This window comes from Bradyrhizobium sp. KBS0727, from assembly GCF_005937885.2.
GTDB lineage: Bacteria > Pseudomonadota > Alphaproteobacteria > Rhizobiales > Xanthobacteraceae > Bradyrhizobium.
Genome location: NZ_CP042176.1, coordinates 2,659,007 through 2,670,797 on the forward strand (window position 1 = coordinate 2,659,007; position 11,791 = coordinate 2,670,797).

The window sequence follows — 11,791 nt, forward strand, 5'->3', positions numbered from 1 at the left end:
GGGTGTCATCGGCGCTTTGGTCCGACTTGCTTCGATTCTGCCGGCCGTTTCGAATCCGCGTCTCGATCGCGCGGGATGCGCCAGAGATACCAGGCCGCAATGGTGCGGTGCGGCGCCCACGCCTTGCCGATCTCGCGGAGCTTGTTGGGTTTCGGAAGTTCGGCCAGGTTCTTGAGTTTGCGGTAGCCGTCGCGCACGCCGAAATCGTCGACGGGCAGGATATCCATGCGCTCCAGCGAGTACATGAGCAGCATTTCGACGGTCCACCTCCCGATTCCCTTGATCTTCGTGATGCGCTCGACGAGCTCCTCGTCCTCCATTTCGACGGCGTTGCCTCGCGTCGGCACCAGTCCGGACAGCGCGCCGTCGGCGATCGCCTTGATCGTGGCGATCTTGGCCGCCGAGAAGCCGCAGGCGCGCAGCGCGTCGAAGTCGCTACGGAGGATGTTCTCCGGGGTCGGGAACGCGACGTCCGGATGCAGCGCCTTGAGCCGACCGATCATCGCGTCGCCCGCTTTGGCGGTGAGTTGCTGATATCCGATCGCCCGGACCAGCGCCTCATAGGGTTCGCGCGCGGCCTTGGGATCGTGGCGACACGGGCCGACCCGGGCGACCAGGTCGGCCCAGTCGGGATCGATCTTCCGGAGAAAGGCGACCGATTTGCTGTAGCGCGCGAAGGTGGCCATTGGTGCAGGGACGAGTGCTTTCGGGCGGTAGATAGTATTCTCGCCGATTTCGACGAGGTAGCGGGCCATCGAAACGATCAGCCCGCTGCGGCCGCGGTCTTGCGGGATTCTCGATCAAGCAGGACGCGCTTCCGCTCGACCCCCCAAGCGTATCCGGAGAGCGAGCCGTCGTCCCTTACGACCCGATGGCAGGGAATCGCCACGGCAAGGTTGTTGGCCGCGCATGCGCTGGCGATGGCACGGGCCGCTTTGGGTGCCCCGATCCGCCTGGCGACTTCCGCATAGGACACGGTCTGGCCGACGGGAATCTCCTGCAATGCCTGCCACACACGCTGCTGAAAGGCCGTTCCCCGGATATCCAAAGGAAGGCCGAGCCCGATCGCCGGCGCTTCGATGAAACCCACGACGCGCGCCACCAGCGCCTCATAGTTGGGATCGGCGCCGGCCAGCTCAGCCTTCGGGAAGCGATCTTGGAGATCGTGAACGAGTTTGTTCGGATCGTCGCCCAACAGGATGGCAGCGACGCCTTTTTCGCTCGAGGCGACCAGGATCGAGCCGAGCGACGTCTCGCCGACCGCGAAGCGAATTCTCTCGTTGACGCCACCCTCGCGATAACGGCTCGGCGTCATTCCCAGCATGTCGGTCGACTTGGCGTAGAAGCGGCCACTCGAATTGAAGCCGGCGTCGTACATGGCCCCGGTCACGCTGCTTCCCGTCTCAAGACACTGACGCACTTTTGCGGCCTGATGCGCCGCCGCGTAGTCCTTCGGCGTTAGTCCGGTGACGGCCTTGAAAACGCGGTGGAAATAGCTGGAGCTTCGCCCGACCTTGCCCGCAAGCTCGTCGAGCGAGGGTGGCTCCTCGTTCTCCTCGATGAGACGGCAGGCCTTGGCGACGAGCTTCGCGTTTTCGTCGTCGAGCGAAAGTCCGTCGGGATGGCACCGCTTGCATGAACGGAAGCCAGTGGCCTTGGCCGACGCCAGCGTGTCGTGTAGCGCGACGTTCTTGGGATTTGCGGTGCGAGAGGGGCACGACGGGCGGCAATAGACCCCCGTCGTCGTCACGGAATACCAGAATTGACCGTCGGCGGTCTTGTCTCGCGCCAAGACGCGCGCCCAGCGCGGGTCGTCGGCAACGCAAATCAATTTCAATTTGCTTCTGTCTGCGGTCGTCACGTTTCTCTCGGCTCTTTTTCGGGTCGATGGTCTGGACCAATTTGCCGGACGGCGCCGGGTTCGCACTCCGATCCTTGCTTTCAAATCTGGACCAGCCGTCAGCTCCGGGACTTTGGCGCTCAACGAGATCGCACCGCCACCCGATTTCCGAACGATCGAAGACAGCCCACTGTGTCGCTCGTCGCGCATCTACGGAGCGACCTCACGCAATCTCGAAGTCGAGTTCGCGAAAATCCGGAAGCAAGAATCGGAGTGTGCGCGGCCGACCTCGAATGTAGGTCGACGGTGCCTCCGTAACGGGCGATCGGAGCGAATTTGATGGGGACGCCCGACGAGCATCGATATGAAGTCGGCAACCGCGGACACGACCAGGGCGAATCGGAGATCGTTCGCATTCTCAACCGACGTAAAGCCTCCGGTAGTCAGCCGGTCCCTGCTGCAGGTCGGCGGCATGGCGGAGATCTACTTGAGGGACGCGCCATACCTCCGGCTTCTGAGCGAGGAAGAACGCGAAGCCTCCCTCGACGTGATGTTGGAGGCGAAGCCCGAAGGCAGCGTATGGATCTTCGGCTACGGCTCGTTGATCTGGAATCCGGCAGTCAAATTCGTCGAACGGCGCATCGCCAAAGTCGAGGGATGGCATCGCTCGTTCTGCATGTCCATCGTCGCGGGTCGAGCTTCTCCCGCCTCTCCGGGCTTGATGCTGGGCCTGGACGGCGGTGGGGAATGCCTTGGGAGCGCTTTCCGGCTCGACGACGCCGACGTCCGTTCGGAATTAACCCTGCTTTGGCGGCGCGAGATGCTGTGTCGCGGAGCCTATGTTCCAAAGTGGTTGGAGCTCCATGATGAAGACGGGGTGGGCTTCGGCCATGCCGTCGCCTTCACGATCGATCCGGAGGGCGAGAAATACGTCGGCAATATGCCCGCGGAGGTCGCGGTGCGACGCCTGGCCTCTGCGTCGGGCGGATTGGGGTCTTGCGCGGACTACCTCTTTCAGACGCGAGACGGACTGCGCGCTCACGGAATACCCGACCTTGCCCTCGAGCACCTTGCGAACCGCGTCGAAATCGCCCTGGCGGCGTAAGGAGGCGTGGGCCGCTGCGGGATCGATAACTCGGGGCCAAGAGCGGGGATCGAGTACCTGTCGGCGTCGCTTCCGGACGGAACGGCGGACGTGGTCGCGGAGCAGTTGTTCTCCGCAGTGCAAGCTTCCCTGATTTGAGAATAAGGACCGGAGTGTCCGTGGATCCGGAACGCGTAGCGTTAACTTCATGCTCAGCTAACGGGAGAAGGGCCATGAATTTCATCGCGACGCGCCTCGCCGGGGGGGAACTCGCCGACGCGGCCGACCTGATCGAATACGGAATCGACGGTTGCGATCTCGGGAAGGTGCTGGTCGCACGCAGCAAGATTGGTGTGTGCGCGATCTTGCTGGGGGCGAACCAGGACGAGATGGAGCGGAGCCTCGCTGCGATCTTTCCGATGAGCCTATTGGTCCTGAACAAGCCTCACGTTCGTGACGAGTTGGCTAAGGCGGTGCAGTTCATCGCGTCGCCGAAGGACGATCTTGATCTCGAGCTCGACGTGCGCGGGACACCTTTTCAGCATCGCGTCTGGGACGCATTGCGCACCGTGAAATCCGGCCGGCCGGTTACTTACGCGCAGCTTGCCTGTCGGGTACACGGACCGAAGTCTTTGCGCGCTATCGCGCAAGCCTGCTCGGAGAACCCAATCGCCCTCGCAATACCGTGCCATCGTGTCATGGGAAACAGCGGATCTACCTCTGGCTATCGCTGGGGCGTCGAGCGGAAGCGGGCGCTGGTGAATCGCGAAGTCGCCGCGGCGTAGTCGCTAGGCCGTCCCACGGCGCCCTAGTTTTTGACGACCATGCACAGCCGATTCCAGCCGGTGAGCGCGGCTCCGATGCAGAGAGCGAGCGAGGCCGGCCAGGTCGGGTTTGGTAAAAACCCCAGGAAGGCGGCGGCGCCGCCGATCGAAAGCACGAACGAGCGATCGGCCTTACCCAAGGGACCTTCAACGCGGCGCTGGTCGCCGAACGCGGGGCCGGCCAGGCCGACGAATTCGCTCAGCACAACGAGCGCGATCACGATCGAGCCTTTTGCGACGGTGCAAGACGAGATGAACATCAATGGAAGAAATAAAGCGATCTCGGAAAGGATGTCGCCAGTCTCGTTCAGCACGCCACCCAAGCGACTCTTTTGTCCGAACTCGACCGCCAACGTGCCGTCGAGCGAGGCGCAGGCGGTCCGGACGAGGACCCACGCCGGAAGAATCCCGAAAAGCGCGGGCCTGTCGGGAAACGCACAGAGGACGGAGCCGACCGCGATCGATCCGGCCAACGACGCCAACGTCACCTGATTCGCTGTGACCCCGGTCCGCGCCAGCAGCGCCGCGACAGGATACAGCAGTCTTTTCAGCCTGGGTTTGAGGAAAGTCAGCGTCGTTCCCGTCAGAAACGTAGGTAGTTCGCGATCTCGGCGCCCGCGACGAGAATCGTCGTTGCCGCAGGATTGTCCCATCGCTGAAGTCAGGCGGCGATCGCGGCTTCGAGCGCCGCGACGTTGCGGGTCCGGGTCGCGATAGCGTCGATATTCTGCAAAGTCCGGCGGAGAGCGCTGCTCGAGGTGGCTTGTGTGTAGTGAAAATAGATCACGTCGACACCTACTCTGGCGAAATCGCGCTCCAGCCTGTTGCCCTTTTCGGTTCCGCGCCAGTCGTCGCCCTTGAACAACACGTTGAAACGCAATTCCTTCCAGATCTCTATCTTGTCGTACGTCATCGCGGCGTGCGCCATGTTCACGTACCGGACATTGCGAACGATCTCGAGTCGCTCGAGCAGCGGTATCACGGGCGTCACGCCTTTGTGTCGGATCAGCACGTCGTCCGCGGCCACGCCGGCGATGAGATAGTCGCAGTTCTCCTTCGCCTGCCGTAGAATATTCAGGTGCCCGATATGGAAAAGATCGAAGGCGCCCGGCACGTACCCGATACGGATCATTGTAGTCGTCTCCCGATTTTCGCGTGATCTTGATGATGTCGGTCGACGGGCGTCGCAGCGCTCCGCTTCCTGCTCCCCAATTGAATTACTCCAATCGATCTGTGCCTCGTCGAAGCGGCGACGAGTCGGCGACATCGATATGGGGGCAAGAAACGGAGTTCGGGCGCACCCGCGCACGAATAGGCACGGGCGGCGTGATCACCTCTTCGGTGATCGCGGACAACCCGAAAGGCATTTACATGAGCTTGCAAGATGACAACAAGGCGATCGTCGGTCAGTGGTTCGATCGATTCTGGGGAAAGACCTTCGATGCGAGCGTGATCGAGCAGATCGCAGCGCCGGACATGCTGCTGAAGTATTCTCTGCACGAACCCCGCCGAGGGCGGGCGGATATCAAGAACTTCATCACCGATTTCCGCGCCGCATTCCGCGACCTGAACTTCTGGGGTACAGCCGATCTTCTCGCCGAGGGCGACTACGTCATCGGACAATGGGAAGGCGGCGGCACCCACACCGGACCGGCGTTCAAGGATTTCCTGGCTGGCAGCCTGTCTGCCAACACGGGCAAGACGATGCGCTTCACCGGCGTGACCATTCTCAAGCTGAAGGATGGCAAGATCGTCGAGGAAATCGGCCTCGATGACGGCGTCGCGTGTTTGACCCAGCTCGGCATCCTGAAGGCTGCCTAACTGCGTGAGGCCGTCGTTCGAAAGAACGGCGGCCTTTTGGCAAGCGTACGCTTGCCGACGATGAAATTCCGACCGAAATAGCTCGCTCCCTCGGATCCTGGTCGTTCGCTTCGGCGCCCGCGCCGCGCGCCTGGAGGTGAGATCGCGCTCAGCGTCGCGAAGCGACGGATATCCGGAGTGACCGTCGGGGCCATCGCAAAAAGCCAATTTGAAAGCAAGGCACGGAGTGGGGACGGGAGCAAAAGGGCAGATGCTCCGGATTGATACGGAGGAATACTGTCATGAATACGCCGGCCCCCAACACGACCGAGCCCGAGATCCTTCTTTTCGGCTATGGAGAAACCGAGCTCGGGCAGATCGTCGTGGCCGAAACCAGGCGCGGCGTTGCGGCGCTGTTCCTCGGCGAGGATCGAGCGAAGCTGTTTCGCGATCTGGAGCAGGCGTTTCCGTGCACGCGGCTCGTTCTCGATCAGGCCGCCCTTGAGACTACGATCAGCCGTGCCATCTCGATGATCGATACGCCGCGCGCCGCAGTCGAGTTGTCGCTCGATCTGCGTGGATCGCCCATCGAAATGGCGGTCTGGAAGGCGTTGATGTCCATCCCGATCGGGGAAACACGGACATATGGCCAAATCGCAAAGAATTTGCCGATCGCGGCGACGGCTAAAGAGGTCGGTGCGGCTTGCGCCGCAAATCGCATTGCCGTCGCCGTGCCGTGCCACCGCGTCGTGAAGGCCGACGGATCGGTTGCCGGTTATCGTTGGGGCGTGAAGCGCAAGCTTCGATTGATCAATAGAGAGGGTATCGACCTATGACCGCGAATGTGAGCCAAATGAAAAACGGGACTGAGAAGACCACCAAGGGAAACGGAGCCACGGTGACGGCGGCGATTCAGGCGCGCGTGGAGCGCGTCGACTGGGAACGGATCTACGCCGATCTCGACGCCCAAGGTTGGGCCATCGCGCCGAAGCTTCTGACCCACGCGGAAGCCGATGCGGTCGTCGGCCTCTACCATCGGGGTGACGGCTTCCGGAGCCACGTCATCATGGGCCGGCACGGTTTCGGTCGCGGTGAGTACAAATACTTCAGCTATCCGCTGCCGCCGATCATCCAGGCGCTGCGGGCGGCGGCCTATCCCCATCTGGTGCCGGTCGCAAACAAATGGCACGAGCGCATGAGCAAGGACGTGCGGTTCCCCGCGAATCATGCCGCATTCCTCGATCGCTGCCACAAGGCGGGCCAGGTCCGTCCTACGCCCCTTCTGCTGGAGTACGCGCCTGAAGACTACAACTGTCTTCACCGTGATCTGTACGGCGAGCACGTCTTTCCGATTCAGATCGCGATTCTGCTGGACCAGCCGGGCGAGGACTTTGAAGGGGGCGAGTTCGTCATGACCGAGCAACGCCCTCGCATGCAAACGCGCGCAATGGTTTTGCCCCTCAAGAAGGGGGACGCTGCCATCTTTGCCGTGAACAGTCGACCGATGAAGGGTGTTCGTGGCGACTACCAGGTGAAGCTGAATCACGGCGTCAGCAAACTCTACTCGGGGAGACGCCATACGGTCGGCGTGATCTTCCACGACGCGACCTGAGTGCGCATCAGAACGCCAGAATTATGATCGGATTAAAATTCGATCTTAGGCAAAGGACAACAGTCGTGTGTCGGTGACGTTATCGACGAGGTGATGATCGGGTTTGGCGATCGTCATCTTTTCTCCCGACGACCCAGGTGCAGTTAAAGGGAATTGCTCAAGCCGGACGACGGCCCGCCTATGGCCGGGAGCTGCGCGACGCATCCACATGCGCCTCGAGGGGCGAACGCAAGCCCCGAGGGCAAGCCTAGCCGAACGTGCTGTTCGACGATGGGCGGGCATCCCGCAACGACGGTGGTGGCTAGACCTGTCGGCCATATCTCTCGGTTACCGCCGCCGCGACGAATTTTCTGCGTCCGGCACTGCTTGGGCTTGTGCTATGAGCGGCGCACCAGTCCGGAAATGTGGCGGGGTCGATGTAAACACGTAGCACGACGTGTCCATAGGCCTTGAGCCCATGCTCCATTTCCTCGGCCATCTTCAGCCATTCTTTCCAGCTCCGTGGCATCTTGTCGCCATCGTCGAAAAGTTGCCGCAAGGTTGGATAATCTTCCTCCTTTATCCAATAGGCTCCGACAGCGGGAGGCGGTTTATCCTCGGAGTTCGTCATACCTGCTCTCCCTGCAGATGCTGCCTGTCACTGACACGTTCGAGGTGGGTCGCCCGCCTCGAATTGCCGCAAATCAGTGATTCGATCATTGATGAAATTATCTCGCGAACTGTCAGGGCCGCCGAACTTCCGCGATACTCCCGGGGCGCCGATGGCGGCGTAGGCATGACAGTTCCTCCGCCATCCCGTCCTCCGCGTATAGCGAGGCGAAGACCATAGCTTCTAACCGAATTGACCGTTGATCTCACCTAATCGGCCGTTTCTGGTCGGCCGCTTGTGGCGCGAAACGGTCATTCGTGCTCCCTGAATCCATCGCAAGCCCATGGTATCTTTGAGAACTACCAAATTAACACTCAGTAGCGAGTGATGAACGGCTTGAGTTGGTGTGGCGGGAGAGTAGGTGCTCGCAGGGCGAATTGCGGTAAACGGAATCTCACGAGATGGTCATTGCGGTAGCGAGCCTCGTTCAGCTCCCTCAGTTGCGACTCTGGCGTCGGAGTAGAAGCAGGAGATAATCGTGGTTACTCGGCATGCGACAAAACGCCAGCGGCACTTGATATGTCTTAGTGCGGTACGCGCCATAATCAAGATATCGCTTACAGCTGTGTTGATGTGTTGCACCGGCACAATGGCGACCGAAGCGGCTGACCTATATCGAGCGCAGGCAATCGTCACGGGCCAAGGCGAGGCAAACCGCATCATCGGCTTCGCCTCTTGTTTGGAGGACGTTCTCATAAAAGTATCCGGTGCGCAGAAGCTTGCGGGCGACCGTCGATTGGCAGCATACAAACCGAAGGCGAAAGGTTTCGTCAGGGCATTTAGCTATCACGACCAAATGTCGGGCACTCCAACTCGCGACGAGCAGGGCACCCGCGATCGACCATACGATCTGATCGTCGACTTTGATGAAAAGAAAATCGACGACGTTCTCAAGGCACTTGGCCTCAAGCCGTGGCTTTCACGCCGTCCGGTCCTTGGGGTCTTTGTCGAGATGCAACAAGACCTGAAAAAGTACATGGTCACAGCTGATGCAGACCAGTCCGAATTACAACGTGAATCACTGCTCGCAGCAGCCGGCAAGCGGGGGATGACTATTGCGTTGCCCGGCGTGGCAGCATTGGCGAAATTGAGCATCAATGGCGTGGGGCTCAGGACGATGACTTCCTCGACATTGGCTTCGGTCGCGGCCCAGCAGGGTGGGGAAATCGCTCTGGTCGGGCGATTGGTCTGGGTCGATCGGGAGCTCGGATGGGCCACGCAGTGGCAGATGGACTGGCAGAGCCGGACGCACCGATGGCAGGTTCGCGGAGTCACGTTTGATGAAGCTTTCCGACGCGGCATCGGCGGCGCTGCTCAGATTTTATCAAACAACGGCGATCCGGCATAGCCGGGCAGAACGCGACGTTGATAGAATTAGACCGTCATGAAGGCTGTCGAACGACCGCTCCTGGCGCAAAGCGGTCGTTCACGCGCTGGAGGCGTTTGCTTTTGAAGGCACACGGGCGCGTTTTCGGAACAAACACGGCAAGAACGTTCTAGACGCGATAACAGCCTTCAAGACGGTAGCTTGTTTGAACGTCACATTGGCCCATGCGAAAATTGGTTGCGCAGCTCCGCAATTCTCTCTGAATAATCATAAATGCCCGGATCCGGACCGGCCCGACGACGCGGTGTGTTGAGAGATCATGGACGACAAATCCGGCAAGCAGACTATCGAATACGGCATCGTACCCATCGACGTGATGGCATCGATGTCGGGGCTCGATTTTGTCCGCGCGATCTTCGCGAGACGATTGCCGGAGCCGCCGATCATGCAGACGGTCGAGCCGTTCGACTGCACGGTCGAACCCGGCGCCGTCGTGATTCACAGCGTGCCGGGTCTGCGCCATTACAATCCGATCGGCTCGGTGCATGGTGGCTATGCCGCGATCCTCCTGGATTCCGCGATGGGGATCGCGGTGCAGAGCACGCTGCCCGCGGGCAGTGGCTACGCCACGCTGGAGTTCAAGATCTCATTCGTGCGCGGCATCAGCGAGACGAGCGGCGTGATCCGCACCGAGGGCCGCGTGCTCAACGCCGGCCGCCGCGTCGCTACCGCCGAGGCGCGCATCACCGATGCAAAGGATCGGCTGCTTGCGCATGCGACGACGACGTGCCTTGTGTTCGAATTTCCGAAGGGGAGCGCGAAAGGCTGACGTTGAATTGGAGGTACCTTTGGGCTAGGCTTTCGCTACAGGTCAAGAGAGGGCTCCCCTGTGCCTCCCGAGCGGATCGAACGCAAGCTCGCCGCCATCCTGGCCGCCGATGTGGCTGGCTATAGCCGACTCATGGGAGCGGACGAGGAAGGCACTCTCGCACGTCTGAAGGCCTGCCGTCGCGAATTGATGGACCCGGAGATTGCGGAGCACCGTGGGCGCGTCGTCAAGACCACCGGAGACGGCATCCTCATCGAGTTTCCGAGCGTGGTGGACGCCGTGCGCTGCGCAATGGACGTTCAGCGCGGCATGGCCGAGCGCAACGCGAATGTTACAGATGAGCAGCGGATCGAGTTTCGCGTCGGGATCAACCTTGGCGATATCATGATCGAAGCCGAGGACATTCATGGCGACGGAGTGAATATCGCGGCGCGGTTAGAAAGTATAGCGGAGCCCGGCGGCATTTGCATCTCGGACTCGTCCTATCAGCAAGTGCGCGACAAGTTCACCATCCCCTTCGAGGATATGGGCTTGCAGCAGCTCAAGAACATCGCGCGTCCGGTGCGCGTCTATCGCGTACTGATTGGCCGGAGCGCGCCGAGGGAAAGGCCGGCGCTCGCCCTGCCGGACAAGCCCTCGATCGCAGTACTGCCATTTCAGAATATGAGTGGTGATCCCGAGCAGGAATATTTCGCCGATGGCATGGTTGAAGATATTATCACCGAAATGAGCCGCATTCGCTGGCTGTTTGTGATCGCTCGCAACTCGACCTTCACCTACAAGGGCCACGCGGTTGCTGTGAAGCAGGTGGCGCGCGAACTGGGTGTGCGCTATGTGCTCGAAGGATCGGTGCGCAAGGGCGGCAATCGGGTGCGCGTCACCGCGCAAATGATCGATGCGACCTCCGGCGCCCATATATGGGCCGAGCGATACGACCGCGACCTCAGCGATATCTTTGCCGTGCGGGACGAGATCACGGCGAGTGTTGCGGGAGATATCGAGCCGGCGCTGGCCGAGGCCGAGCAGCAGCGGGTGTTGCGCAAGCCGCCGGAGCGGCTCGATGCCTGGGAAGCCTACCAGCGAGGACTTTGGCATTTCAACAAATACCGACCGGAGGAAAACCAGACCGCACAGACCTTTTTTCGCCAAGCCATCGCGCTCGATCCGAATTTCGCTCCCGGCCACTACGGAAATGCGCTGGCTCTCCAGTGGGGCATCTGGCACTTCTCGAGTCGCCCTTTCCTGGAGGTTCAAGAAACCGCGCGTGAAGAAGCGCAAATCGCGGTATCGCTCGACGACAAGGATGCGATGGCGCATGCTGTGCTGGCACACATGATGATGTGGGGCGGCCAGTGGGAGGCGGCGATCGCCGAAGCGCGCACCGCGGTTGCCCTCAATCCAAACAGCGCCTTTGTCATCAGCATGCTTGGTTGTGTACTCGGGTTCGGCGGCTATCGAGAGGAAGCACTCGAGCGGTTGCAGCAGGCAATGCGTGCCAGCCCACACGATCCCCTGATTTGGCTTTGGTCGATCTGGCGTGCGCTCTTGCAGTTTTTTTCACGCGATTTCGTCGCTGCGCTGCAGACATTGCGCCAAGTTGTTCGCCTGCGCCCGAGCTATGCTCCCCCTTTCGAATACGTCGCCGCGTCGCTCGCTTATCTCGGGCAATTGGACGAGGCGCGCGAAGCACTGGAACGTGTTCCCCCGCAATCGGCGGAGCAACTTCGGCGTTGGCAGCAAAGGCCGCCCTGGATGCGGCCAGAGGATTATGCGCTACGGGTCGAAGGCGTCCACCTTGCAGCCGGAGTGCGGGGTTGAGTGCGGCG

Annotated in this window: 13 protein-coding genes; 8 read left to right on the top strand and 5 right to left on the bottom strand. The window is 61.0% G+C overall.

Features of this window, described 5'->3' with window-relative positions; translation table 11 throughout:
• Positions 1-5: 5 nt before the first annotated feature.
• On the bottom strand, positions 6-755 hold the full coding sequence (locus tag FFI89_RS12045) for a DNA-3-methyladenine glycosylase (protein WP_210249105.1): 750 nt from the start codon (positions 753-755) through the stop codon (positions 6-8).
• Between the two features lie 8 nt (positions 756-763).
• Positions 764-1,861, bottom strand: coding sequence for a bifunctional DNA-binding transcriptional regulator/O6-methylguanine-DNA methyltransferase Ada (gene ada, locus FFI89_RS12050; RefSeq protein ID WP_246669426.1), 1,098 nt, complete (start codon positions 1,859-1,861; stop codon positions 764-766).
• A gap of 451 nt (positions 1,862-2,312) precedes the next feature.
• Between ada and FFI89_RS12055 the strand changes: the two genes are divergently transcribed.
• Entirely contained in the window at positions 2,313-2,945 is a 633-nt protein-coding gene (locus tag FFI89_RS12055; RefSeq protein WP_210249106.1) for a gamma-glutamylcyclotransferase, read from the top strand.
• A 212-nt stretch (positions 2,946-3,157) separates the two neighbouring features.
• The gene (locus tag FFI89_RS12060) at positions 3,158-3,709 is read left to right on the top strand and encodes a methylated-DNA--[protein]-cysteine S-methyltransferase (RefSeq protein ID WP_138836771.1); all 552 of its coding nucleotides are present in this window, start codon (positions 3,158-3,160) and stop codon (positions 3,707-3,709) included.
• Positions 3,710-3,732: 23 nt separating this feature from the next.
• Here the strand turns inward: FFI89_RS12060 and FFI89_RS12065 are convergent, their stop codons facing one another.
• A complete protein-coding gene (locus FFI89_RS12065; RefSeq protein WP_138836773.1) occupies positions 3,733-4,221 on the bottom strand; it encodes a CDP-alcohol phosphatidyltransferase family protein in 489 nt (162 codons plus the stop codon).
• A 188-nt stretch (positions 4,222-4,409) separates the two neighbouring features.
• Complete coding sequence (locus FFI89_RS12070; RefSeq protein WP_138836775.1) at positions 4,410-4,880, bottom strand: adenylyltransferase/cytidyltransferase family protein; 471 nt, start codon at positions 4,878-4,880, stop codon at positions 4,410-4,412.
• 239 nt (positions 4,881-5,119) lie between these two features.
• On the opposite strand from FFI89_RS12070, the gene FFI89_RS12075 reads away from it, so the two are divergent.
• From FFI89_RS12075 to FFI89_RS12085, 3 genes are all read left to right on the top strand, one after another.
• Positions 5,120-5,569 carry an ester cyclase gene (locus tag FFI89_RS12075; RefSeq protein WP_138839183.1) on the top strand — a complete coding sequence of 150 codons (450 nt, stop codon included), beginning with the start codon at positions 5,120-5,122 and terminating at the stop codon, positions 5,567-5,569.
• Positions 5,570-5,850: 281 nt separating this feature from the next.
• The gene (locus FFI89_RS12080; RefSeq protein WP_138836778.1) at positions 5,851-6,384 is read left to right on the top strand and encodes a methylated-DNA--[protein]-cysteine S-methyltransferase; all 534 of its coding nucleotides are present in this window, start codon (positions 5,851-5,853) and stop codon (positions 6,382-6,384) included.
• Between the two features lie 17 nt (positions 6,385-6,401).
• Positions 6,402-7,160 carry a 2OG-Fe(II) oxygenase gene (locus tag FFI89_RS12085; RefSeq protein WP_138839185.1) on the top strand — a complete coding sequence of 253 codons (759 nt, stop codon included), beginning with the start codon at positions 6,402-6,404 and terminating at the stop codon, positions 7,158-7,160.
• Between the two features lie 301 nt (positions 7,161-7,461).
• On the opposite strand, the gene FFI89_RS12090 is transcribed toward FFI89_RS12085, so the two are convergent.
• Positions 7,462-7,770, bottom strand: coding sequence for a hypothetical protein (locus FFI89_RS12090; RefSeq protein ID WP_138836780.1), 309 nt, complete (start codon positions 7,768-7,770; stop codon positions 7,462-7,464).
• Between the two features lie 628 nt (positions 7,771-8,398).
• Here FFI89_RS12090 and FFI89_RS12095 point away from each other — a divergent pair.
• From FFI89_RS12095 to FFI89_RS12105, 3 genes are all read left to right on the top strand, one after another.
• Positions 8,399-9,157 carry a DUF2066 domain-containing protein gene (locus tag FFI89_RS12095; RefSeq protein ID WP_246669183.1) on the top strand — a complete coding sequence of 253 codons (759 nt, stop codon included), beginning with the start codon at positions 8,399-8,401 and terminating at the stop codon, positions 9,155-9,157.
• 298 nt (positions 9,158-9,455) lie between these two features.
• The gene (locus tag FFI89_RS12100) at positions 9,456-9,965 is read left to right on the top strand and encodes a PaaI family thioesterase (protein WP_168212871.1); all 510 of its coding nucleotides are present in this window, start codon (positions 9,456-9,458) and stop codon (positions 9,963-9,965) included.
• A 60-nt stretch (positions 9,966-10,025) separates the two neighbouring features.
• On the top strand, positions 10,026-11,783 hold the full coding sequence (locus tag FFI89_RS12105) for an adenylate/guanylate cyclase domain-containing protein (RefSeq protein WP_138836784.1): 1,758 nt from the start codon (positions 10,026-10,028) through the stop codon (positions 11,781-11,783).
• Positions 11,784-11,791 lie beyond the last annotated feature (8 nt).